This is a genomic window from Luteibacter sp. P4_D7_3 (genome assembly GCF_056401735.1).
In genome coordinates, this window is the sequence record NZ_JBFUIT010000029.1 from 1 (window position 1) to 24,652 (window position 24,652).

Here is a 24,652-nt window from a genome sequence, read left to right on the forward strand (position 1 = left end):
CGCCACCCTCGATATTCCGCGCGCTGGCACTGCCCTGGTGACGCTCCGCGACCAGACGGACCACGTAGAGGCCCAGGCCCAGGTGCGGTGCGTCGCCGGGGGTGGCCTTGTCGCGCAGGCTGACCAGGGAGTCGAACAGACGCCCCTGCATGGCGGCCGGCAACGACGGACCTTCGTTGGCCAGCTCCACATCGGCACCTTCGGCCGTCGGGCTGAGCGTGATGCGTAGCCAGCCGCCCGGTGGGGTGAACGACAAGGCGTTGTCGAACAGCTTGTCCAGGGCCTGCGCGATCAGTTCCGGCGAGACATGCATCGGCACGGGCCCGGAGGGCAGCACCGCTTCGAGCGTGCGGTCGCCGGCCAGGCCGCGATAGCCGTCCGCGCAGCCACGCACGATGTCCGCGAGGTTCACGTCTTCCGCTTCGGCCGACGCGATGGCGCGCTCCATGCGGCTCGCTTCGCTCATGGCGCGAACGAGCGCCCCGAGACGAGCGACGCCGTCGCGCGCACGGGCGAGGTAAGGTTCCGCTTCCGGCGGAAGGCCGGCATGGTCGAGGTTGTCCAGCGACGACTTCACGATCGCCAGCGGCGTGTTCAGCTCATGCGACAGCTTGGACGCCAGCGTGCGCAGGTAGTCCGTATAGCCACCCACCACCTCGAACAGCCGCGCGAAGCTGCGTGCGAGGTCGCCGAGTTCGTCCGTGGCATCGATCAGCGGGAACGGGCCATCCAGACGGCCGTCGTTGTCCTGCGCGCGCTCGGCGGCGTTGCGCAGGCGACGGAGGCGGAAGGTGAGCCGCGTGGCGAACAGCAACAACACGCCGCCGGCAATCAGCAGTACGGCGAAGCTGGTCAGCAGCAGGCCGAAGAGTGCGCGGTTGGCCAGCAGCGGCACCGCGCGACTGGGCTGTTCGAGCAGCACCACGCCGTGCAGCTTGCCACCGCTTTGAATCGGCAAGGCCGCGGCGAGCACGACGCTGCCGCGCGATTCGCCGGCGCGCCATGCGGTCGCGGGTTTGCCCTGCAGCGCTTCGCGCACTTCCGGCAGATCGATCCGCGGCGCGTCTTCGGCCCAGCCGCCTTCGGGATCCAGTCGCGTTGCCAGCAAGGAGCGATAGACCAGCGAGGCGAACCAACCCGGCCGTTCGTTGGCGGGAAGGTCCGGCAGGTCGAGCTTGCCGCTCTGCGCGACCAGCCAAGCATCGGGCGAGAGCACGCGCACGCGCACGCCGTCGGGCGCCAGCCGCGCCAGCTCCTGCGAGAGCGGCGTGGAGAAGTCGATCAAGGGTCGCGTCTCGGCGGTGAGCGGCTCGCTGTCGCCATCGGACGTGATGTGCACGCCGAGGCCGAAGTGATCCAGCCGCAGTCCACGCGGCAGGCGGAATTCCGCACGGAAACCGCTGCCGTCTTCCTGCCATTGGGCGTTGATGCGGTCGGGCAGCACGCCGGCCTCGGGGTCGAGCGCGATGGCGGTCGTCGCACCCGGCGCCGCGCTGGCCATGAGATAGCGCTGCGCATCGTCCGCGCTGGCGATGGAAATGATGAGGTGGTCGGCGTTGAGCGCGAGGCGGTCGCCCGCATCCGCACGGTGGCGTTGCGTGGCGCGTACGTCGATGTAGAAGTACAGCCAGCGGTCGTCCTCGGCGAGCATCACGCGCGCGTTCTTGCCGAAGCTCTGCGCCCAGGCACTCAGCGAGGCCCAGTCGTCCGCATAGCCGTCCATCGTGATGGGGATGGGCGTGTGCTGGATGTACCAGGCGTTGCCCGCCGGCGGCAGTGGTGCATCGACCACCACCAGGCTGCGCGCCAGCGCCCGCCCCGACGCGACCAGCGCCTGTGCCTGGCCTTCGCGAAGCAGCGTTTCCATCTGCCGCACATACAGCCATCCGGCCACAGGAAGGGCCAGCGTGCAAAGCGCGACGAGGAGGAGTTTCTGGCGAAGAGTCATACGTAGAGAGGCTGTCGTAGGAGCCGATTCATCGGCGATCCCGCGGCAGCGGGCAACGGTGCCGCAAGCACCCAATCGCCGATAACTCGGCTCCTACAGAAATCAGGAGGTCCAACGATAACCGACCCCGTGCACCGTCTCGATCGCGTCGAACTCCGGCGCCAGCGCGATGAACTTCTTGCGGATACGCTTGATGTGCGAGGTGATCGTGGCATCGTCCACCACCAGCTCGGCTTCGCGCATCAGCTGGTCGCGGTTCTTCACGTGGCCCGGGAAACGCACCAGCGTGTGGACCATCCAGAACTCGGTGACGGTGAGCGGAATCTCGATGCCGTTCCACAGGATGCGCATGCGCTCGGACTCGAGCTTCAGCGGACCGTGCTCGATCACCGTCTCGCTGGAGGCCGGGGCCTTCAGCGATTCGATACGGCGGAACAGCGCCGCGATGCGCGCCGCGAGCTGGTGCAGGCTGGTGTCCTTGGACAGGTAGTCGTCGGCGCCCAGGCGCAGGCCCGAGATGACGTCGAAATCCGAATCGCGCGCGGTGAGGAAGATGATCGGCAGTGTGGCCGACTTCGCGCGGAGCTCGCGGCAAAGGTCGAAGCCGCCTTCCGGCTCGTCGCCCAGGCCGATGTCGATGATGACCAGTTCCGGCAGGCGCATGGCGAAGGCCATGGAAGCCTCCCCGCGTGAGCCGTAGCCGCGGGCCTCGTAGCCGAAGCGGTTGAGCGCCTCGACGTAGTTGGCGCGGATGAGGGGTTCGTCTTCGACGATGGCGATGCTGCGGGCCATGGGCATTCCGTTGAGGTGAATTTGCCAGCGCAGGTTCCTATGCGCACGCCCCGTCCGCAAGGCCCCGGCAGCGATTGCCCGCGTCTTGCCCCTTCTCGCACCCCTGCCCGGCCCGGGCGCCTACACGTTTTGTTTGCCCGGGATTTGCCACAAACGGCCTGCGGATTGCCCGAATGCGGACGCTCCGCCTACCGACCCGGCGCCGAGGATAGGAACCATGAAAACCAAACCCGACGCTGACAACACCGAACTGGAACGCGACTTCGAGCCGCTCCGCGTGGCCCTGGCCATTGGCGCCCTCGTATTGGGCGTCCTGTTCGGCATGCACTGAGACGGGAGAATCCTATGGATCTTTTCGACGACTTCGTGGAACCGGCCATGGAAGGCCTTGGCGCGGCTGGTGCGCACGGAAGTGCGCCAGCCGCTGGGGTGGCGGAGCCTGATCCTGAGTGGCTGCCGATTTAGCGATTCCGCACGCCCCGGTTAATCCGGGGCTTTTGGCGTTTCGGCGACGACCTGGCCGATCGGCACGAGGTTGACGGGTGTGACTTCGCCGACGGTGACGGTACCGGCCATGCCACGGAAGAACTCCTCGCCCGCCTTGTTCAGCGTCCGGTTGACGGCGAAGCCCGTCTGACCGGAGACGCGTGAGGTTTCGCCATTGTTGAACTCGCCAAACCCCGGACCATTGGGCGGCGTGATGCCGTCGATGAAGACCGAGCCGCCGAACATCGAAGCGGCCTCGATGTTGCGCATTTCATTGGTATACCGGCGGCGCGCGCGCTGCCCAGCCACGGCGTCGCTGTAATCCTCTTTCAGCTGCAACCAGTATTCATTGGCCTGTGCGCGCTCGGCTGGCGTGGCCTGCGCATAGGCCTTGATGAAGGAACCTTCGAAACGCGGGTCGTGGCGCTCGTCGGCCAGTGCCAGCCACGCGATGCCGAGCGGCCGGTTCGACGGGCCTTCGTCACCGTTGAAGTACATCAGGCCGAGGGCGTACTGCGCCGGTTTGCTCGCCCAATGCGCGGCGTCGCGCAGGCGTTCGCGCGACAAGCTGTTATGCCCGTGGCTGAGGTCGCGCGCGGCGGCGCAGAAGTAATAGTCCCCGGGCAGCAAGCGCTCCAGGCCCTGGGCACAGCCCTGGATGGTCTTGCGGATCTGCGCCTTCGCATCGGACGCCGAGGTGGCGGCATCCGATGCCGAAGCGACACCGGTGACGGCACAGAGAAGGGCAAGTGCGGCGACATGAAAATGCTTCATGGGGTTCTCTCCTTGATCAATCGTCGGTCTTGCGTGCCACGACCTGGCTGACGGGCACGAGCTCGGCTTCGCCTACAAACACGTGGCTATCGTAACCATAGAAGTACATGGCTTTCTGGGACTGAAGCAGCCGCGCGACACTGAAGCCGCTCAGCAGGGGTTCGTTGTCCGCCGTCGGCGTGGAGACCGTGGGCATGAATACGCCATCGATGAAGACACTGCCGCCGAAATTCGCGGCCCATTCGATCTCGTGGTATGCGCGGTCGAACTGCTTTCCGGCGCGCGGCGCCGCGACGGCATCGGCGTACACAGGCTTGAGCTCCTTCCAATACGCGTCGGCCTGCGCGAGTTCTTCGGGCGTGGCCTGGCGGTAGGCGGAGATGAAGGTGGGCTCGTACGCGGGGTCGTGTCGCTCGGCGGCGATCGCGAGCCACGCCAGGCCGAGTGGCCGATTCTTGTCGGCGTGGTCGCCGTTGAAGTACATGACGCCAAGCGCGTACTGGGCCGGCTTGCTCGCCCAGCGGGCGGCGTCTTTCAGGTTTTCGCGCGCCCGGCCCATATGGCCGCTCCAGAAGTCGTTGGCGGCTGCGCAGAAATAATATTCACCCGGAAAGAAGCGCTCCAGGCCACCCGGACAGGGCTGCAACGAGTCGGCGACTTTGGCCTGCTGGTCAGGCAAGGGGACCGGGCGATCGGCGGCCTGGGCGGCCGTCGATGCGATAAACATTGCGGCGGCAAGGCTCAGTACGGACAACGCTTTCATAAGCACATCCTCGACTGTGACCCACCCCGAGCCTTGATTACAGTACCACCCAGTTTGCTTTTTATTCGTGAAATCTTATTTATGGCCGGCCGAGCCGGCGGACTTACTTGCCGTCGATGGCGGCGTGCATGCGGCGGATCACGTCGGCGTAATCGGGCGCATTGAAGATGGCCGAGCCGGCCACGAAGGTGTCGGCACCGGCCGCCGCGATCGCGCCGATGTTGTCGGGGGTGACGCCGCCGTCCACTTCGAGACGGATCTTGCGGCCGCTGGCGTCGATACGCTCACGCACCTGGCGGATCTTCTCCAGCGCAGAGGGGATGAACTTCTGCCCGCCGAAGCCCGGGTTCACCGACATGATCAGCACCATGTCGATCTTGTCCATGACGAAGTCCAGCCACGACAGCGGCGTGGCCGGGTTGAACACCAGGCCAGCCTCGCAGCCTTCGCCCTGGATCAGCTGGATGGTGCGATCCACGTGCTCGCTGGCTTCCGGATGAAAGCTGATGCTGCGTGCGCCAGCCTTGGCGAAGTCCGGCACGATGCGGTCCACCGGCTTGACCATGAGGTGCACGTCGATGTGCTCGGTAATGCCGTAGTCACGCAGCGCCTTCAGCACCATCGGTCCGATGGTGAGGTTGGGCACGTAGTGGTTGTCCATCACGTCGAAATGCACCCACTGCGCGCCGGCGTCGAGCACCTTGCGCGTGTCCTCGCCCAGGCGGGCGAAGTCGGCCGAGAGGATGGACGGGGCGATGACAGGGGATTGCTTGGACATAATCGATACCGTAATTGAATGGTAGGAGCCGATTCATCGGCGATCCCGCGCCAGCGGGCCAGGTACCGAAGAACATGGGGCCTGGCCAAGCGTGATCCAGTGGGGCGGGTATTTCTAGTGTGTGTGCGCTTTGGGCGAGCACCCTATCGCCGATGAATCGGCTCCTACATTGCCTTATTTRAAGCCGCGCTCGGCTTTGATCCGCTCATACGCCGCATTGATCTCGCTCGCCCGCGACTCCGCACGACGGCGCATATCTTCCGGCAGATCGCCAAGGCGGTCCGGGTGGTGCTCCGAAATCAGCTTGCGGTAGGCGCGCTTGATGCCGCGGTCGTCGGTGTCGCGCTGGATGCCGAGCACCGCGTAAGGGTCCGGCCCTTGCGCGCTGCGCTGCGGCGGCACATAGCCACCACCGGTGCGACCCTGGCTACCGCCGTACGAGCGGCCGCCGGCGTTGGCGTTCCAGGCATAACCCTTCATCGCCATGAGGGCCATCAGCTCCATGTCGCTCACGCGCAGGGCGAAGGCGAGCTGGCGCAGGATGGCCATCTTCTCGGGCGACGGGTTGCCCTCGGCGAGCACCGTCTCGATCACCACGTCGATCACCGGGAACGCGTGGTCGCGACGGTGGCCGACCCACTGACGAAGCTCGTCGATCACCTCGGCGGCGTTGAACTCCGGCTGCTTGCCTTCGTTGAAGGCGCCCACCGCGATCGTGCGCTGGTCCTGGTCCAGGCCCATGCGTGCCATGAGGCGTTCGGCGATGGCGATCTCGGCTTCGGAGATGCGTCCATCGGCCTTGGCCACCGCGCCGATCAGCGCGAACAGCGGCGAGATGTAGCCGCCCTGTGCGGGGGCGCGCCGTCGCTGGTTCTGCTGGCGACTGGCGTCGAACATGAAGCCGAGGGCGCCGCCGATGAGGGCACCGAGCAGGTTGTGGGTCAACCAGATGCCCGCGACGATGCCGATGAAGGTACCGGTAAAATTCATGGAGCCGCTCTGGAAGGGGTTTGCGCGGAGAACCACTGGGCCAGCTGGTCCAGTTCCGCATCGGTGAGGGGGCCGGTGGCTGCGCGCATCACGGGGATGTCGCGGCGGCCATCGCGGTACTGGCGAAGCGCTTCGCGAAGATAATCGAGTTTCTGCCCGGCCAGGTTGGGTGCGCCGGGAATGCGTGCCATGCCGTCTTCACCGTGGCACGCCGCGCACAGTCCCAGGCGCGCCGGCTTCGTGGGCGGCGTGGCAAGGACAGGGGCGGATAAGGCCAGGGCAAGCGCCGCGGTCGTCAGGATTCGCATGGCAGGGCAATGGGGGCAGTAACCCTAAATTCTAGCAGGCCAACGCCTACGGCCTTTCCATCCTGCTCGGTAGGAGCCGATTCATCGGCGATCCCGCGGCAGCGGGCCAGGTTGTCGCCAGCACCCCATCGCCGATGAATCGGCTCCTACCGAGCAGGGGGCCGGTACAATGGCGAACTTCGCAATGTACCTACCGGAGTCCTCGCCGTGCCCACCACCCTCTCGCAATCCGACCTGCCCGGCCTGGACCTCATCCATCGCGGCAAGGTCCGCGACGTCTATGCCTTGCCGGGCAACCGCCTGCTCATGGTGGCGACGGACCGGCTCTCGGCGTTCGACGTGGTGTTACCCGATCCGATTCCGGGCAAGGGCGAGATGCTCACGCAGATCTCCAATTTCTGGTTCGGCAAGACCGCCCACATCATTCCGAATCATCTCACCGGCGAAGACGTCGCCTCGGTGCTGCCGGCCGGCGTGGATGCCGCGCTGTACGCGAAGCGCGCCGTGATCACCAAGCGCCTGAAACCCGTCCCGGTCGAAGCCATCGCCCGCGGCTACATCATCGGCTCGGGTTGGAAGTCGTATCAGGCCACCGGTGACATCTGCGGCATCAAGCTGCCCGAAGGCCTGCAGATGGCCGCGAAGCTCCCGGAGCCGATCTTCACCCCGTCGACCAAGGCCGCCGTGGGCGACCACGATGAGAACGTCAGCTTCGAGGCTGTCGTCGCCCTGGTCGGCGAGGACATGGCGAACGCCGTGCGTAAGGCCACGCTTGAGATCTACGCCTGGGCCGCGGCCTATGCCGCCGAGCGCGGCGTGATCATCGCCGATACGAAATTCGAGTTCGGCACCGACGAGAACGGCGTGCTGCACATCATGGACGAGATGCTCACCCCGGATTCCTCGCGCTTCTGGCCGGCCGACGACTACCAGGTCGGCATCAGCCCGCCGAGCTACGATAAGCAGTTCGTCCGCGATTACCTCGAGCAGATCGGCTGGAACAAGACGCCGCCCGCGCCGAAGGTGCCGGCGGATGTCATCGACGGCACTGCGGACAAGTACGCCGAGGCGCTGGACAAGCTCGCGGGCATCCGACTGGACTAAGCTCTGGCTGGAAGGTTCTTACAGGGGTACGACCATGCGCGACGCAGCCACCTGGTTCGACAACTACGCAGCCGATCATCAGAACCCGACGAATCGGCTGATTCACTGGATCTGCGTACCGGCCATCACCTGGACGGTGGTCGCACTGATCTGGTTGATCCCGGTGCCCGGCTGGCTCGGTCGTCCGGGCCTGTGGGCTGTGCTGGCCATGTTCCTGGCCTTCTGCTTCTACTACTACCGGCTGTCGCGCAAGATCGGATTGGCCATGGCCGGCGCCTTCCTCTCGCTGGCGCTGGTTACCGATTCGCTCTACCGCACCATCGGCAGCAGCGGTCTGCTCTGGCTGGCCATCGGCATCTTCGTGGTGGCCTGGATCGGCCAGTTCATCGGGCACAAGATCGAAGGCAAGCGTCCCTCGTTCCTGACCGACCTCCAGTACCTTCTCATCGGGCCGGCATGGCTGATGAGCAAGGCACTCGGCCGCTTCGGCCCGGCGTACTGATGGAAGCCATGTGACCCAGCCTCTCCTGACCTTCCTCTCCGCCGCTATCTGGTGGGTGATCTACTCCAGCGCCGCCGCCGTCATCCCTGCCCTTATCGTCTGGGGAGCCCTACGCTTCCTCGAGAAGACGCCGGTGGTGTTCAACCGTGCCTACATGGCCAGCCTGATCTGGGCGCTCATCGCGGTGCTTACCGGCGGTCTGGCGATCGCTGCGCAGCACGGCCAGGCGCCGGGGCAGTCGATCTTCGTCCTGCCCTGGATGCGCGCCTCGCTGGTGCTGGACATGCTGATCGGCGCCTTCCTCATCTGGCGGCTGGTGCCGCGGATCGATGCCCGCCGGGTCAAGCCGACCAGCGCCTGCATGGCCGTCGCGCTGGTCATGGTCGTGGCGATGGTGCTCGGAACGACGATTCGTCGTTGACGGTCGTCGGTCGATAGGGAACTCCTATCGATTCGATGCGAACCATCAGTTGGACTCGGGGCTCGCCATCCCCATAATGAGAGTCATTCTTATTGGAGAGTCCGGCCGTGGCCAGGAAAATCAAATACGCGGCGACGCACTTCAGCATCGCCTTTTCGATGAGTTACGCGGTGAACCAGAACGTGGCCCTCAGCGCCATCGTCGGCCTCGCCGAGCCGTTGGCCTTCGCCTTCGGCCGTGAAGTGGCCCGCGAGACGCGCAACGGCTTGCAGCTAGCGCCCGCCGCCTGAGCGCGCGTTCGCGTCGGTGACGGCGCGCGTGAAACCCTCGAACGGGATGTCGGTGATGCCGACCAGGCCGATATGGCTGTTCTCCCCGTCGAGGATGCGACCGGTGACCGGCTGGTCGACGTACTGAAACCAATGGGTGCCGACGATCACGCCCGATGCGACCGCGGCATCCACGAAGCGCGCGTAAGCCTTACCCCGCTCGTCCTCGCTGCCTACCGCGGCGACGCCATTGCCGAAGGGCCCGCGATCGGCCGAGCCGAAATGGAACTCGGTGATCATCACCGGCTTGTCGAACTTGCGGAACTCGGCCACGTCGAAGCCGTGCTCGGGCAGATCGGTATAGGTGTTGAWGCTGGTCACGTCGGCGTACGTGGCGCTCGCCTCTTCGGTCTCCGGCGTGCGCACGGCAAGCCGGCCGCCAAGGAAGAGATGATGCGGATCGGCCTTGTTCAGCGTCTGCGCGACGGTGCGGAAATACTGTCCCGCATAGAGTTTCAGGAAGGCGATGTAGTCYACCGCGACGGCGGGATGCGCTTCGCTCGGGTCGGGTGCCTTGAAGCCTTTCGCGGCCACCTGGTCCCACGATGACGCTTCGACGCCCCACGCCTTGGCAAACGCTGCGGCCTCACCATGCGTCTTCTTCAGGTAGGCGAGAAACGCCTGCTTCGCCGGACTCTCCGGCCCCTGCGCGAGGCTGCCGACGGCGAGCGCCCAGCGGCCTTGCGGTCCCTGCCCTGCCCACGCCAGTTCGTTGTCGGCAAAGTAGCCGAGCAGCCAGGGATCGTCGCGCACGCCCTTGCTCGCCGCCGCGACGGCGACTTCGGTCGCCTTGATGAAGCGCGGGTCGAAGGGATCCGGCATGCGGCCCCAGTAGTCGTAGCCCGTGCTCACCGTGTTGAAGTCGCCGTGGATGAGGATCGGCACGGTGTAGGCGATCCGGTGGTCGCCAGCAAAGCCCGGATCACTCCAGTTGCCGAGCGTGTTGAAGCGCCAGGCCTTCAGGCGATCGACCGTGCGTTTGCGCCACGGGGCTTCGGGGTTATCGCCCAGCGTACGCGCGACGTTGTTTGCGTAGACGTCCCACCAGCGGCCGTGGTTCATGCCGTTGTCGCGCTGCGAGCCGGCATCGCTGCGACTGTCCGATGTGCCGCCGAACTTACCGTTGGCCGCGGCGGGGTCGGCGAACATGAACTCGCGGCCCTGCACGTAGGTACGGCCGTCCGTCATGTTCACGGCGTTCACGCCGAGCGAGAAGAAGGCGTGGCCTTCCGGCGTGACCAGCCACCAGCGATTGCCCTGTTTCTGCGTGTGGAACCATCCGGTTTTTTGCAAGGCGGGCAGATCGGTGCGGCCGCCGTACTGATCGAGGCCCTTGACAGGGGCCGCGGCCGGCAACGCGTTCGCGCGCTGCTTGAGCGCTTCGGTGTTGGCCACCTTCTCTGGCCATGCGCTGCGCGTGTACTGGCCAAGGCCATCGACGAGGACGGCATACGCCTGGCGAAGATCGACATCGTCGGCCACGGTGTCCAGCTTGCCGAACAGCAGCGTCTGCGCCGCGCCCGGCTGTGGCATCGACAGCGTCACCGAGGTGATCGCGCCGGCATCGACCTGGCCTTCGACCGCCGTGGCGACGAGCCACTTTTCCCTGCCTTCGTCGAACGGCATCGGCGGCCCGACCTGCATGCCGAAGGCGCGTGGCGACGTCGGCTTCAGCGAGACCGACAGTGTCTGCGGCGGCCCCGGAGGCACGCCGACCGTGGTCATGATGTGCTTGTCGTTCGAGGCGATGTCGACGATGAGCGTGACCGGCCAGGGCATGCCGTTCTGCACGCGAAGACGCATGGCGCCGTCGGCGGGCCACGCCCAACTCCCTTGCTTCGGCGCGATCACCAGCGAGGGCGAAGGGGAGGGCTGGAAGGTCACCGCGACCAGCTCACTGCCATCGGCTGCTTTACAGATGGTGGGATCCAGCGAGGCACCCTTCGGCGTCATACGCACGGCATCCGGATGAGCCAGATCCACCGTCGCGGCCTGCGCCGACACCGTGGCACCGATAAGCAAAAACGAAAGAAAGGTTCGCATCCCCCGATGCTGCCACGTTGTGGAAGCCAATTCATCGGCGATGCCCCCGCCCGGTAGGAGCCGATTCATCGGCGAGCTCTATTCCACCGGCAAGCGCTACATCACCAGCAAGCCCTAAACCGCCCGCCTCTTCCGCCACATGTAATAAACCGGCACACCAATCGCAATAATCACCAGGCTCATCCCCGCATCACCCGGCTGCGTAATCGCCGAGGCAGCAATCACGCACAACACCGTCACCGTAAAAATCAACGGCAACACCGGATACCCCGGCACCAGATACGGCGATGGCTCCGACTTCAATTTCTTGCGATACCAGAAGATGGTCGCGATGCCGAACGCATGCGATAGCCACTCGCCCACGGTCGTGTAATTGAGCAGTGCGTTGAAGCTGCCAGAAACCAGCAGGACGATCGCCCAGCCACCCAGCGCGACGAGCGCAAACTGTGGCGCGCCCGTACGCGGCTCGATACGCGCGATCGGCTTGAAGAACATCCCGTCCGCGCTCATCACCTGCAGCACGCGCGCACCACCGGCAATGGCGATGCTGCAGTAACCGAAGGTGGAGCATGCGATACCGACGGCGATGATCGTCGCGCCGGATTCGCCAAAGACGCGACGCATGAGGTCGGCTGCCGGTGCGGTGCTCGCGGCCAGACCGGCATGACCGAGGCCGGTCATGTAAGCGATGTTCACCAGCACGTAGCAGACCACGACGCTAAGCATGCCCAGACCCAGCGCACGCGGCAGCGTACGTTGCGGATCACGCACTTCACCCGCGAGGTCGTTGAGGTAATGGAAGCCGCCATAGGCGAACAAGGCCGGAAGGATCGCACCGATCACCGTGCTCACGGGCACGTCGTGCGTCGGATCGGCGGCGAAGGCGGCACCGAGATGACCCTTCGCAAGGAAGAGGCCGACCACGATCAGCAGGGCCACGGCGCCGAGCTTGAGCACGGTGAAGATGTTCTGCACCAGGGCACCGGCGCGAATGCCGAACAGGTTCACCGCGACGATGAAGCTGATCGCACCCACGGCCAGTGGCTTGACCCACTCATGCGGCAGGCCCATGGCGCGGCACGCATAGTCGGCGAACGTGGTCGCCACCGCGGCCACGCTGCCCGGGTAGTTGATCAGCGCCATGGTCCAGCCGAACAGGAAGGCCGGCAACTGACCGAAGGCCTCGCGCAGATACACATACGTGCCACCCGCCTGCGGCCGCCGCGCACCGAGTTCGGCGTAACAGAGCACCCCGGCCAGGGTAAGCAGGCCACCCAACGTCCAGAAGAGGATGACTTCCCCGCCCGAACTGGTGAGCTGCGCGACGGTGGCCGGCGTACGGAAAATACCCGCACCGATGACACCGCCGATGACGATCATCGCGGCATCCCAGATACCCAGGCGACGGAGGTAGTGAGCAGGCTGAGGGGCAGACATCCCCGGACGATGCCATAAGGCTGAGAATTTGTCCCGAGGCAGGACGCAGATCCGTACAGGGCACCGCGCCCCCGCTCGGTAGGAGCCGATTCATCGGCGAACCCCTAACCGTGTCGCACAACCCATCGCCGATAAATCGGCTCCTACCAAGCAGGGGCCGATGCGTCAGCGAGGCGGCATTAAAGCCAAGCAGCATTCCAATACGGATACTCCCCAACGCTCTCAGCAAGCCCCGCACGCAACGGGTTGGCCACCAGATACCTCGCCGCAGCCTTAACATCGTCATCCGACCGCAACGCCGCATCATGAAACGTCCGTTGCCAGACCGGCGACTTCCGCCCCGTCTTCCGCTTGATGTTGCTCGAAACCATCGCCTTGAACCGGGCGATCGTCCGGGAAAGATCACCCTCATGCAGTTCAATCAACCCATGCCAGTGATCAGGCATGACCACCCACGCAAGACACGTGGCATTCGGCCATGTCTTCGGGCTATGACACACACGGGAAGCGATACGTGCGTTGCGCACATCGCGAAAGACAGGCGCCCGATTCCAGCACACCGAGGTAATCAGATAGATGCGGCCGGGTTCCGACACACGGGCCAGGCGAAGCCGATGGGATTGCAGCAGGGGGGAATGCATCACCCCACGATGCCGCCAACGCGTCACCCGCGATGCCGTCCGGCACCGCGGGTGAGCGTGGGTTACTTCTTCTTCGGAATGTACAGATCCGTGATCGTGCCTTCGTACACCTCGGCAGCCATGCCGACGGATTCACCGAGCGTGGGATGCGGGTGGACGGTGCGGCCGATGTCACCGGCTTCGGCGCCCATTTCGATGGCGAGCGCGAGTTCGGAGATGAGATCGCCAGCGTGGACACCGACGATGCCGGCGCCGACGATGCGGTGGGTCTCTTCATCGAACAGGAGCTTGGTGAAGCCTTCGGTGCGGTCGATGCCGATGGCACGGCCGGAGGCCGCCCAGGGGAACTTGCCGACGCCGATCTTCAGGCCCTTTTCCTTCGCCTCGCGCTCGGTCACGCCGACCCAGGCGATTTCCGGATCCGTATAGGCCACCGACGGAATCACGCGTGCGTCGAAGAAGCTCTTCTGGCCGGCGGCCGCTTCCGCAGCGACCTTGGCTTCGTGCGTGGCCTTGTGCGCCAGCATGGGCTGGCCGACGAGGTCGCCGATGGCGAAGATGTTCTTCACGTTGGTGCGCATCTGCCGATCGACAGGAATGAAACCGCGGTCGRTGACTTCGACGCCGGCCTTGTCCGCACCGACCTTGTTACCGTTCGGCGAGCGGCCGACGGAAACGAGCACGCGGTCAAACACCTTGGTCTCGGGAATGCTTTCGCCTTCGAAGGTGACTTCGATGCCGGCTTTGGTGGCCTTCGCCTCGACGACCTTGGTCTTGAGGTGGATGCCCTTGTAACGTTTGGCAATACGCGCCTGCAGCGGCTTCACCAGGTCGAGATCGGCACCCGGCATGAGCTGGTCGGCGAGCTCGACCACGGTGACTTCCGAACCGAGGCGGGCGTACACCGTGGCCATTTCCAGGCCGATGATGCCACCGCCGACGACGAGCATGGTTTTCGGTACGTCACGCAGTTCGAGCGCGCCGGTCGAGTCGATCACGCGTTCGTCGTCCCACGGGAACGACGGCAGCTTCACCGACTGCGAACCTGCCGCGATGATGGCATTCTCGAAACGGATGAGCTTGGTGCCCTCGGCCGTCTGGACTTCCATTTCGTTGGGCGAGATGAAGGTGCCGACGCCGGTGACGGTGCGGACCTTGCGTGCCTTCGCCATCTGGGCGAGACCGCCGGTGAGCTTGCCGACGACCTTTTCCTTGAACGAGCGCAGCTTGTCCAGGTCGATGGTCGGCTTGCCGAAGGTGATGCCGTGCGCGGCGATGGCTTCGGCCTCGTCGATCACGGCAGCGGCGTGAAGCAGCGCCTTGGACGGAATGCAGCCGACGTTGAGGCAGACGCCACCGAGGATGGCGTAACGCTCGACGAGGACGGTATCCAGGCCGATGTCCGCACCACGGAACGCGGCGGTGTAGCCGCCCGGACCGGAGCCGAGGACGACGAGCTGGCACTCGATGTCGGCCTTGCGACCGGAGTCGGCGGCCGCCTTGGGTGCAGCAGACGTCGCGACGGGAGCGGGAGCCGGCGCTTCCGATACCGTCGTGGAYGGCGTCGCAGGTTTCGAAGCGGCAGGCGCCGCAGCGGCCGGCTTCGCAGCCGCAGAAGCCTTGTCGCCCGCTGGCTTCTCAGCCGAAGCCGAAGCGCCAGCCTCGGCCTCGATCAGCGCGATCACGCTGCCGTCGTTGAGCTCGTCGCCGACCTTGACCTTGATCTCGACGATGGTGCCGCCCTGCGAGGCCGGCACGTCCATCGTGGCCTTGTCGGATTCGAGCGTGACCAGGCTCTGGTCCTTGGCGACGGTGTCACCCACCTTCACCAGGATCTCGATGACCGGCACGTCGTGCGAGCCGCCGAGGTCGGGGACTTTCAGTTCAATGGTGTTTGCCATGGCGATGCGTCCCCGTCAGAGCAGCAGGCGACGGATGTCGCCGAGCTGGTTGGCCAGGAAGACGGCAAAGCGAGCGGCGAGCGCGCCGTCGATGACGCGGTGGTCGTACGACAGCGACAACGGCAGGATCAGGCGCGGCGCGAATTCCTTGCCGTTCCAGACGGGCTTCATCGCGGCCTTCGAGACGCCGAGAATCGCCACTTCCGGGGCGTTGACGATCGGCGTGAACGCCGTGCCGCCAATGCCGCCAAGCGAGGAAATCGAGAAGCAGCCGCCCTGCATGTCCGCAGCGGTGAGCTTCTTGTCGCGCGCCTTCTTCGAGATCTCGCTGAGTTCCGCGGCCAGCTCGAGCAGGCCCTTCTTGTCCGCGTCGCGGATGACCGGGACGACGAGGCCGTCCGGCGTATCGACCGCGATACCGACGTTGAAATACTTCTTCAGCGTGAGCGTCTCGCCCGCCGCGTCGAGCGAGGCGTTGAACTGCGGGAATTTCTTCAGCGCCGCGACGACCGCCTTGATCTGGAAGACCAGCGGGCTGACCTTGACGTCCTTGTTCTCTTCGCCGAGCTTCTTACGGAAGGCTTCCAGCTCGGTGATGTCGGCGTCTTCGAACTGCGTAACGTGCGGGATCATCGCCCAGTTGCGGGCGAGGTTCGCGGCGGAGATCTTCGGGATGCGGCCGAGCGGCTTCTCTTCGATCTCGCCGAACTTCGAGAAGTCGACCTTGGGCCACGGCAGCAACGAAAGACCGCCACCGGCAGCAGCGGTGCCACCGGCGGACGTCGGAACGCCCGCGGTCATGACCTGCTTCACGTAGCCGGAAATGTCTTCGCGCTGGATGCGACCACCGCGACCGCTGCCCTTGACCTGGGCCACGTCCACGCCGAGTTCGCGAGCGTAAGCGCGCACGGACGGGCTGGCGTACGGCACGGAGCCCGGCATGACGACGCTGGCATCGAACGACACGGGCGGCGTGCGCGGTGCGCCACCGGCCGGAACGTCGGCGGCGGCTTCGCGCTTCGGTGCTTCGGCAGGCGCCTCGGCAGCGGCCGGCTTGGCGGCTGCGGCGGCCGGCTGTGCGTCGGCTTCGGCAGCGGTGTCGCCGCCCTCGCCTTCCAGCACGGCGATCAGGTCGCCGTCGTTGACCTCGTCGCCGACCTTGACCTTCAGTTCCTTGATCACGCCGGCGGACGGCGCGGGAATATCCATCGTGGCCTTGTCGGACTCGAGCGTCATCAGGCTCTGGTCCTTGGTGACGGTGTCGCCAACCTTGACCATGAGCTCGATGATCGGCACCGGCTTGCCGCCGATGTCGGGCACGGTGACGTTGATCGGACCGGAGGACTTCGACGCGGACGGCGCCTTGGCGGCGGCCGGAGCCGGCGCGGGTGCGGCGGCCTTGGGCGCATCGGCCTTCGGAGCATCGGCCTTGGCGGCCTCAGCCTTGGGCGCTTCCGCCTTCGGTGCGGCGGCAGCCGGGGCGTCGCCGTCGGCTTCGACCAGGGCGATCACGTGGCCTTCGTCGACTTCATCGCCGACCTTGACCTTCAGTTCCTTGATGACGCCAGCGAACGGCGCCGGCACTTCCATCGTGGCCTTGTCGGATTCGAGCGTCACCAGGCTCTGGTCTTTCTCGACGCGATCGCCGACCTTGACCATGATTTCGATGACGGGGACCGCGCTGCCACCAATATCGGGGACACGGGCTTCTTTGACGTCGGCCATAGGAACTCCTGAAGCAGGCGTCGGCGGGCGGCAAACCCACCGGCGGGGGAAGGACGGGCGCCGCTGGACGGCGCAACCGGTCGATTGTAATCCCTCAGGCGGCGTTTCCCACGATTCAAACGGTTGTTTGCCTGCATTTCAGCTAGAACCATGCGGGAGGCACCCATGCCGGCGATTGTGGGAGCCGCTTCAGCGGCGATCCCGGGGATTGTGGGAGTCGCTTCAGCGGCGATCCCGCGGCAGCGGGCCGGGTCGCCGCAAGCACCCTATCGCCGCTGAAGCGGCTCCCACACCACACAAAGCGCGCCCCGTCGGGATCACTCCGCCTTCGGCTCCGCCGCAGGCGCACTCACCAACCGAATCTCGCTCTGCGGATACGGGATAGTGATGCCGGACTCGTCGAACCGCTCCTTGATGCTGCGGATCAGCGTGGTCTGGGTCTCCCACAGATCGGCGGTGGCGGTCCAGCCGCGGACGACGAGGTTCACGCTGGAATCGCCGAGGGCTTCGGTCCAGACACCCGGGACGGGGTCCTTGAGGATGCGCGAGTCGGCGGCGAACAGGTCGCGCACCACCTGCATGGCCTTGCCGATATCGTCGTTGTAGCCGATGCCGACCTTGATCTCGAAGCGACGCGTACCGCGAACATTGAAGTTGATGATCGCGTCACCGCCGACCTTGGCATTCGGCAGCACGGCCTGGCGATTGTCCGGCGTGATCAGGTAGGTGTGCATGAGGTTCACGCTCTGCACGTCACCTTCGACACCGCCGATGGTGACGTGATCGCCCACGCGAAACGGACGGAACAGGATCAACAGCACGCCCCAGGCGAGGTTGGACAGCGAGCTGTTGAGGGCCAGGCCGATGGCCAGCCCGGCGGCGCCGATCGCGGCGATGAACGACGCGGTCGGAATACCGGCCATGCCGAGCACCTGGATCAGCAGCAGCGCGATGAGGATGCCGTAGATGATGTTGCGCAGGAACATCGCCAGCGTGACATCGACGCGGGCGCGCTCCAGGGCGCGACGGCCGAGGTTGGCGACGCGTGCGGATATCCAGAAGCCGATCAGCAACAGCAGCAACGCCAGGCCGATGCGGATCGAATAGGTGACGATCAGCGCGCGCGTGGCCGCGTCGATGCCGAGATGATCGAGAAAGTCGTTCATGGGGTGTGCCTCCTGCCGTTTCTAATTCGGCACTGAGGCTAGCATCGCAAGCCCTTCTGTAGGAGCCGATYCATCGGCGAATGGGTGCTTGCGACAACCTGGCCCGCTGCCGCGGGATCGCCGATGAATCGGCTCCTACACGGAGCAAAAAAAAGCCCGCCAATGGCGGGCTTCTTGTTTTACGGCGTGGTCGAAGCCGGAGGGCTCGACGGCACCTGCGCCGTTTGCGGGGCGTCGATTTTCCGCCCGCCGTACGGCAGCACCTGCGCGGCGATCTTCGGATCCGCCTTGATCAGCGAAACCTCATCGCCAACGATGTGTGCGGCTTCATCGAGCGGCGTGTCCTTCGCCTTCTTCGCATCGGCTTCCGCCTTGATCTCGGTCTTGAGGCTGCGCTCGTTGGCGTTGAGGCCGTCGTCGCCGTTGTTCGCGTCGTCACCGGCGCCCGCCGGGCTGCCGTCGCCACCGAAGATCGCCTTGCGACGGTTACGGAAGTCGGTCTGCAGCGCGTCGTACTGCTTACGCTCGGCCTGGCGTGCGGCGAAGTTCAGCGAGATGTCGGTCTTGTCGCGCAGCTTCTTGTACTCGGCCATTTCGTCGAGCATGAGCTTCCACGCCGGCGAGTTCGCCACGCGCGCTTCGTGCTTGGCGTTGAGCGGACCGACGATCGGCTTCAGGTCGGCGACCGGCTTGTAGTCGGCCGGATCGATGTGACGCCACGGCAATGCGTTGTCGTAGGTGGACTCACCGAATTCCTTGGCGTCGCCGTTCTGCGGGAACATGACGTCGGGTGTGACACCGCGCAGCTGCGTGCTGTCACCGTTGATGCGGATGAACTCGGCGATGGTCATCTTGAGTTCGCCGTACTTGGCATCTTCGCCCGTCGCGGCCTTGCCGAACTTGTCGAGGTCGACCAGGTTCTGCACGGTGCCCTTGCCGAAGGTCGGCTCACCGATGATGACGCCGCGACCGTAATCCTGGATCGCCGCGGCGAAGATTTCCGACGCCGACGCCGAACCACGGTTGACCAGCACGGCCATCGGGCCATCCCACGACATGCCCGGCACGTCGTCACCCTGGGCGTCGATCTGGCCGCGCGCATCGCGCACCTGAACGACCGGACCGGTATCGATGAAGAGGCCGGTGAGCTCGGTCGCCTCGGACAGCGAACCGCCGCCGTTGTTACGCAGGTCGATCACCACGCCCTCGACCTTCTGCGCCTTGAGCTCGGTGAGCAGCTTGGCGACGTCGCGGGTGGCGCTCTTGAAATTGGTATCGCCGGCGCGGCGTGCACCGAAGTCCTGGTAGAACGTGGGCAGGTCGATCACGCCGATCTTGCGCGTGACATCGCCGTCCTTCACGTCGATGACCTTGGACTTGGCGGCCTGCTCTTCCATCGTGACCTTCTTGCGGATCAGCGTCACGATGTCGTGCTTGCCGTCCACACCGGCATCGGCCGGAAGGATCTCGATGCGGACCGTGGTGTCTTTCTTGCCGCGGATGAGCTTGACCACGTCGTCCTGGCGCCAGCCAACCACGTCGACCATGGGACCGGTTTCGCCCTGGCCGATGGCGACGATGCGGTCGCCCGCCTTCATCTTGCCGGACTTGATCGCCGGGCCACCCGGGACGAGCTCGCGGATGGTGGTGTAGTCGTCGCGTGCCTGCAGCACCGCGCCGATACCTTCCAGCGACAGGCGCATGGCGATATCGAAGGCGTCCGCGGCACGGGGGCMGAGGTAGTCGGTGTGCGGATCGGTCGAGTTGGCGTACGCGGTCATGAAGGCCTGCGTCGCGTCTTCGTCATCGAGCTGGCGCACGCGGCTGATGTAGGTCGCGTAGCGCTTGTCGAGTGTCTTGCGGATGTCGTCGTCGCTCTTGCCGGCGAGCTTCAGGCGCAGCCAGTCGTTCATGGTGCGCTTGCGCCACACGTCGTCGAGCTCGGCCTGGTTCTTCGGGATCGCGGCCTTCTTGCGGTCGAAGTTGAAGCTGTCGTTGCCGCTGAAGTCGAAGCCCTTCTTGAGCAGGCCGCGCGCGTAGTTCATGCGATCCACGGCGCGCGTCACGTAAAGGTTGAACACCGAGAACGGACCGGTGAGGTCCTGGTTCCAGATCGCGTCGTCGAACTGCGTCTTCAGCGGCGCGAACTTGTCCATATCTTCCTGGGTGAAGAAGACTTTCTCGGCATCGAGCGAGTCGAAGTAGGCCTTATAGATCTTGGCCGACATGGCGTCGTCGAGCGGCTGCGCCTGGTAGTGGAAGCGCGTGAGGAAGCGCGCCGACAGCTGCGAGGCCTGCGCTTCGGCGGCGGTCGGCTTCAGCGGGAGGCTGGACTCCTTGCGCTGCGGCTCCGGCGAGGTCGCCGCTTCGGAGGCGTCCTTCGGCTGCGGTGTCGCGGCCTTCGTCGCCGGCGCGGCCGCGCCCGGCTGCTGCGGGGCGGCTGTCTGTGCCTGGGCACCTGCGGCGGAAAGGGCCAGCAGGAGGGCGAACGCGGGGCGAAGGGTCATGTAGTCGAAGCCTCGGATTGCTTTGGGGCGTTTATTCGACGACGCCGGCGGCGTGAGCCATCAGGTCGGCATGGTAGGAGGATCGCACCAACGGGCCGGAAGCGACATGGCCGAAGCCCATCTCTTCACCGGCGACGCGCAGCGCCTCGAATTCGTCCGGCGTCCAGTAACGGACCACCGGGTGGTGATGCGCCGTCGGCTGCAGGTACTGGCCGATGGTGATCATGTCGACGTCATGGTTACGTAGATCGCGCATGGTCTCGAGCACCTGCTCCATCGTCTCGCCCAGGCCCAGCATGATGCCGGACTTGGTCGGCACCTCCGGGTGCTGTGCCTTGAAACGCTTGAGCAGGTCGAGCGACCACTGGTAATCGGCACCCGGACGGACTTCGCGGTACAGGTGCGGCACCGTCTCGAGGTTGTGGTTGAAGACATCCGGCGGGAAGTCCTTCATGACTTCCAGCGCGCGCTCCATACGGCCCTTGCCGCGGAAATCCGGGGTGAGGATTTCGATGCGGATGTTCGGGCTGGCGTGGCGCACCGCACGGATGCACGAGGCGAAATGCTCGGCGCCACCGTCGCGGAGGTCGTCGCGATCGACCGAGGTGATCACCACGTACTTCAGCCGCATGTCGCGGATGGTCTCGGCCAGACGTGCCGGCTCCATCGGATCCGGCGGCTGCGGGCGGCCATGGGCCACGTCGCAGAACGAGCAACGGCGGGTGCAGACCTCGCCGAGGATCATGAAGGTGGCGGTGCCCTTGGAGAAGCATTCGTGGATGTTCGGGCAGGAGGCTTCTTCGCAGACCGTGACCAGCGAGTTCTCGCGCAGGCGCGCCTTCAGCTGCTGCACGGCATTGCCCTGGGGCAGTCGCACGCGGATCCAGCTCGGCTTGCGCAGCGTGGGCACGTCGGTATCGAAGTTCGCGCGGTTGAGCGCGATCTTGTCGTTACCGAGCATCTTCTCGCCCGGCTTGTCGACGACGGCGATGGGAATGCTGCGGGAGGGGGAAGTGGAGGGTTGGCTCATAACGGCTACGACCTCAGACCGCAATGCGGGCGGGGAGTTCGGGGAGGGAGGGTTCGGCTGATACGGCGTGGAAGCCAAACTGCTTGCAGAATTCCTGTACCAGGACGTCTTCCACGTCTGCCAACCGCGACGGACCGCCCAAGTCTAACACCTGGGTGACCTCCAAACCCTTGTAGCCGCAGGGATTGATGCGGTGATAGGGCTCGAGGTCCATGTCCACGTTGAAGGCCAGCCCATGGAAGCTGCAACCCCGGCGGATGCGCAGCCCGAGGGCCGCGACCTTGGCCCCGGCCACGTAGACGCCCGGGGCGCCCTCAAGGCGTTCGGCGCCGATATTCCATTCGCCCATGGTGTCGATGATGGCCTGCTCGATCCGGTTGACCAGCTCGCGCACGCCCACGCCGACGCGGCGCAGGTCGATCATCGGATAAGCCACGATCTGGCCGGGACCGTGATAGGTCACCTGGCCACCGCGATCCACGCGCACCACCGGGATATCCCCCGCCGCCAGCACGTGTTCCTCCTTACCCGCCTGCCCCAGGGTAAACACCGGGTCATGCTCCAGCAGCCACAGCTCGTCGACGGTGTCGTCGGTGCGGTTGTCGGTGAAGGCGCTCATGGCCTTCCAGGTGGATTCGTAGGGGACGCGCCCCAGCCGGCGGACGTTGAGCGGGAGGGTCATCGGGATCGGGTCGGAGGGGATGTCGAGGAATTGTGGGCGCTGGCCCAGTGTTACAAGGCTGATGGGAGGGCTCTGTGTGGGAGCCGCTTCAGCGGCGATCCGGCGGCAGCCGGCAAGGCCCATCGCCGCTAAAGCGGCTCCCACACAAGGCATCGCCGATGAATCGGCTCCCACAAAGGGCGTTACATCGTAAAGCGGATGTTCTCGTCAGCCCGCAAGGTGCTATGCGCTTCCAGGTACTTCTCACGACTCGGTGCGACGAAGCTCACCGTGACCGACTGATAATTCCCAGCCGGGGTGAGCTTGGTCGACAGGGTCTCGTGCAGTACTTCCAGGCCGATAGCGTGGAGCAGCGCCGGGATGTGCTTGTCGAGACCGGCCGCGGCATTGCCGATGGCCGTGATCTCGAACTCGCCCGGGAACTGGAAGCCCTTGCCGTCTTTCTGCGCATCGCTGAAGTCGATCTCACGCATGGTGCCGCCCTCTTACTTCTTGTCGCTGTCGCTGTGGAACCACAGCATGATCGTGTCCCAGAGGCGGGAGAAGAAGCCGCCTTCCGGTGCATCGTTCAGGGCCACCAACGGCGTGGTGAGCACCGGCTGGCCATCAAGCGTCACGCGCAACGTACCGACCTGCTGGCCCTTCTTGAAGGGAGCGATCAGCGTGGCCGGGATATCGAGATTGGCCTTGAGCTTGTCGTAGTCGCCGCGCTTGACCGACACCAGTGCGTCTTCGGCAACGCCGAGCGGGATCGTGTTTTCAGCGCCCTTCCACAGCTTGGGCGTGGCCAGCGGCTTGTTGGCTTCGTACAGCTTGTGCGATTCGTAGAAACGGAAGCCGTAGTTGAGCAGCGCCAGCGCGGCGTCGGCGCGGCCCTTCTCGCTGCTGGCACCCATGATGATGGCGATCATGCGGGCATCGCCCTGCTTGGCCGAAGCGGCCAGGCAGTAGCCGGCAGCGGCGGTGTGGCCGGTCTTGATGCCGTCGACGGTGTTGTCGCGCCACAGCAGCAGGTTACGGTTGTGCTGCTTGATGCCGTTCCACTCGAACTCTTTCACGGCCGAGATCGCGTAATCCTCGGGGAAGTCGTGGATGAGTGCGCGCGACAGGATCGCGATGTCATGAGCCGTCGTGTAGTGATTCGCTACCGGGTAACCCGAGGCGTTCTGGAACTGCGAATGCGTCATGCCGATCTGCTTGGCGTACGCGTTCATCAGGTTGGCGAACGCCGGCTCGGAGCCCGCGGTGTGCTCGGCCAGCGCGATGGCGGCGTCGTTACCCGACTGGATGATCATGCCGTAGAGCAGGTCTTTCAGCGGCACCTGGCTGTTGAGCTTGAGGAAGCTGGTCGAGCCGTCGGTGCTCGCACCGCCGCCGCGCCAGGCGTTCTCGCTGATCGTGACCGGATCGGAGTTGTGGATCTTGCCGTTGCCCAGCTCGGCCGAGACGACGTAATCGGTCATGATCTTGGTGATCGAGGCCGGCTCCAGCTGCACGTCCGGATCCTTCGAGGCGATGATCTGCCCGGTGTTGTAATCCATCAGCACCCAGCTCTTGCCCTCGACGTCCGGCGGCGGCGGTACCGGCGCTTCGGGAACGACCGGGCGCGGAACGGGCGTGGGATGCGGCGGGGTCTGCTGCGCCACGGTGACGCCGGCGACGAGCGCAGCGGCGGCGAAAGCGAACAGGGAGCGTGGGAAGAGCTTCATCGTTTCAGCGATCCAGTCAAAGCAAGAAAAAAGGAGGTCAGTCTACCGCGACCGACGGGCGAGGCAGGCCCATGCCGGATATCTGGTCGGTCACGCGGTCGGCGGTGTCGACATCGGCCAGAGGACCCACGCGCACGCGGCGCACGCTGCGGCCGCCCACGGCGGTCTCGATAACACTGACAGGGCCCAGACCCGCTTTGTTCAGCTGGTCGGCCACGCGATTGGCATTCGCCACGTCGGAAAAGGCGCCGACCTGGAGGTAAATCGTGGGTTTGCCCGGGACCGAAGCGACGGTCGGCCCCTGGGCAGGCGTTGCGAGGCGCGGCATCGCGCCGGACGAGGCGGCGGGACCCGGCACTGACTTCTGACCCGGCACTGACTTCTGACCCGGCATCGGCGGCAACGCCTCGGCGGCGGAAACACCGGTCATGCCAGGTACGGGGCCATCGTCGCCCTCGCCATCGGCTGCGGCGCTCGCGGGCGGTGTTCCACTCGGCGTGGCGCGCAGCGGTACGGCACCGACAGGCGCAGATATGGCGGCGCTCGGCGCACGCGTACCGGAACCGACGATCGGCGCCGCGGCGACGGCGCCAGCCCCAACGAAGCGAGACGACGA

At 65.5% G+C, this 24,652-nt stretch carries 23 protein-coding genes; 4 read left to right on the plus strand and 19 right to left on the minus strand.

Going from position 1 to position 24,652, the window contains the following annotated elements:
* The 7 genes from AC1DSN_RS05140 to AC1DSN_RS05170 all read right to left on the minus strand — a co-directional run.
* On the minus strand, positions 1-1,948 hold a 1,948-nt coding region (locus AC1DSN_RS05140; RefSeq protein ID WP_477329827.1), incomplete at its 3' end, for an ATP-binding protein.
* A gap of 102 nt (positions 1,949-2,050) precedes the next feature.
* Positions 2,051-2,740 (minus strand): proteobacterial dedicated sortase system response regulator, encoded by a 690-nt coding sequence (gene pdsR, locus AC1DSN_RS05145; protein ID WP_046967898.1) that lies wholly within the window; start codon positions 2,738-2,740, stop codon positions 2,051-2,053.
* A 483-nt stretch (positions 2,741-3,223) separates the two neighbouring features.
* On the minus strand, positions 3,224-4,000 hold the full coding sequence (locus AC1DSN_RS05150; RefSeq protein ID WP_477295882.1) for a hypothetical protein: 777 nt from the start codon (positions 3,998-4,000) through the stop codon (positions 3,224-3,226).
* Positions 4,001-4,016: 16 nt separating this feature from the next.
* Entirely contained in the window at positions 4,017-4,763 is a 747-nt protein-coding gene (locus AC1DSN_RS05155) for a hypothetical protein (RefSeq protein WP_477295881.1), read from the minus strand.
* Between the two features lie 103 nt (positions 4,764-4,866).
* On the minus strand, positions 4,867-5,541 hold the full coding sequence (gene rpe, locus AC1DSN_RS05160; RefSeq protein ID WP_477295880.1) for a ribulose-phosphate 3-epimerase: 675 nt from the start codon (positions 5,539-5,541) through the stop codon (positions 4,867-4,869).
* 174 nt (positions 5,542-5,715) lie between these two features.
* Complete coding sequence (djlA, locus tag AC1DSN_RS05165; RefSeq protein WP_063573952.1) at positions 5,716-6,531, minus strand: co-chaperone DjlA; 816 nt, start codon at positions 6,529-6,531, stop codon at positions 5,716-5,718.
* A complete protein-coding gene (locus AC1DSN_RS05170; RefSeq protein WP_213949436.1) occupies positions 6,528-6,839 on the minus strand; it encodes a c-type cytochrome in 312 nt (103 codons plus the stop codon). The genes djlA and AC1DSN_RS05170 overlap by 4 nt, the downstream gene beginning before the upstream one ends.
* Positions 6,840-7,046: 207 nt before the next feature.
* On the opposite strand from AC1DSN_RS05170, the gene AC1DSN_RS05175 reads away from it, so the two are divergent.
* The 4 genes from AC1DSN_RS05175 (at position 7,047) to AC1DSN_RS05190 (ending at position 9,156) form a co-directional block, all read left to right on the plus strand.
* Entirely contained in the window at positions 7,047-7,943 is an 897-nt protein-coding gene (locus tag AC1DSN_RS05175) for a phosphoribosylaminoimidazolesuccinocarboxamide synthase (protein ID WP_477295879.1), read from the plus strand.
* A 34-nt stretch (positions 7,944-7,977) separates the two neighbouring features.
* A complete protein-coding gene (locus tag AC1DSN_RS05180; protein WP_477295878.1) occupies positions 7,978-8,445 on the plus strand; it encodes an Mpo1 family 2-hydroxy fatty acid dioxygenase in 468 nt (155 codons plus the stop codon).
* Between the two features lie 10 nt (positions 8,446-8,455).
* The gene (locus AC1DSN_RS05185; RefSeq protein ID WP_063573898.1) at positions 8,456-8,866 is read left to right on the plus strand and encodes a hypothetical protein; all 411 of its coding nucleotides are present in this window, start codon (positions 8,456-8,458) and stop codon (positions 8,864-8,866) included.
* Between the two features lie 107 nt (positions 8,867-8,973).
* Positions 8,974-9,156: a DUF2061 domain-containing protein gene (locus AC1DSN_RS05190; RefSeq protein ID WP_213949432.1), complete on the plus strand. Its 183-nt coding sequence runs from the start codon at positions 8,974-8,976 to the stop codon at positions 9,154-9,156.
* Here AC1DSN_RS05190 and AC1DSN_RS05195 read toward each other — a convergent pair.
* The 12 genes from AC1DSN_RS05195 to AC1DSN_RS05250 all read right to left on the minus strand — a co-directional run.
* A complete protein-coding gene (locus AC1DSN_RS05195) occupies positions 9,139-11,238 on the minus strand; it encodes a beta-agarase (protein WP_477329830.1) in 2,100 nt (699 codons plus the stop codon). The genes AC1DSN_RS05190 and AC1DSN_RS05195 overlap by 18 nt on opposite strands.
* A gap of 114 nt (positions 11,239-11,352) precedes the next feature.
* Positions 11,353-12,675 (minus strand): APC family permease, encoded by a 1,323-nt coding sequence (locus tag AC1DSN_RS05200; protein ID WP_213949430.1) that lies wholly within the window; start codon positions 12,673-12,675, stop codon positions 11,353-11,355.
* Positions 12,676-12,854: 179 nt separating this feature from the next.
* Positions 12,855-13,316, minus strand: a complete 462-nt coding sequence (locus tag AC1DSN_RS05205) for an REP-associated tyrosine transposase (RefSeq protein WP_213949429.1) — start codon at positions 13,314-13,316, stop codon at positions 12,855-12,857.
* 62 nt (positions 13,317-13,378) lie between these two features.
* Positions 13,379-15,217, minus strand: a complete 1,839-nt coding sequence (gene lpdA, locus AC1DSN_RS05210) for a dihydrolipoyl dehydrogenase (protein WP_477329832.1) — start codon at positions 15,215-15,217, stop codon at positions 13,379-13,381.
* A gap of 15 nt (positions 15,218-15,232) precedes the next feature.
* Positions 15,233-16,942 carry a dihydrolipoyllysine-residue acetyltransferase gene (gene aceF, locus AC1DSN_RS05215; protein WP_477329834.1) on the minus strand — a complete coding sequence of 570 codons (1,710 nt, stop codon included), beginning with the start codon at positions 16,940-16,942 and terminating at the stop codon, positions 15,233-15,235.
* A 317-nt stretch (positions 16,943-17,259) separates the two neighbouring features.
* Positions 17,260-18,108 carry a mechanosensitive ion channel family protein gene (locus AC1DSN_RS05220; RefSeq protein ID WP_477299326.1) on the minus strand — a complete coding sequence of 283 codons (849 nt, stop codon included), beginning with the start codon at positions 18,106-18,108 and terminating at the stop codon, positions 17,260-17,262.
* A gap of 179 nt (positions 18,109-18,287) precedes the next feature.
* A complete protein-coding gene (locus AC1DSN_RS05225; RefSeq protein ID WP_477329836.1) occupies positions 18,288-20,615 on the minus strand; it encodes a carboxy terminal-processing peptidase in 2,328 nt (775 codons plus the stop codon).
* Positions 20,616-20,646: 31 nt separating this feature from the next.
* On the minus strand, positions 20,647-21,645 hold the full coding sequence (gene lipA / locus AC1DSN_RS05230; RefSeq protein ID WP_063573515.1) for a lipoyl synthase: 999 nt from the start codon (positions 21,643-21,645) through the stop codon (positions 20,647-20,649).
* A gap of 13 nt (positions 21,646-21,658) precedes the next feature.
* Positions 21,659-22,327 carry a lipoyl(octanoyl) transferase LipB gene (gene lipB / locus AC1DSN_RS05235; protein WP_213949424.1) on the minus strand — a complete coding sequence of 223 codons (669 nt, stop codon included), beginning with the start codon at positions 22,325-22,327 and terminating at the stop codon, positions 21,659-21,661.
* A 182-nt stretch (positions 22,328-22,509) separates the two neighbouring features.
* Complete coding sequence (locus AC1DSN_RS05240; protein ID WP_063574054.1) at positions 22,510-22,800, minus strand: DUF493 family protein; 291 nt, start codon at positions 22,798-22,800, stop codon at positions 22,510-22,512.
* A gap of 12 nt (positions 22,801-22,812) precedes the next feature.
* Positions 22,813-24,036 carry a D-alanyl-D-alanine carboxypeptidase family protein gene (locus AC1DSN_RS05245; protein WP_063574055.1) on the minus strand — a complete coding sequence of 408 codons (1,224 nt, stop codon included), beginning with the start codon at positions 24,034-24,036 and terminating at the stop codon, positions 22,813-22,815.
* Between the two features lie 37 nt (positions 24,037-24,073).
* On the minus strand, positions 24,074-24,652 hold a 579-nt coding region (locus AC1DSN_RS05250), incomplete at its 5' end, for an SPOR domain-containing protein (protein ID WP_477329838.1).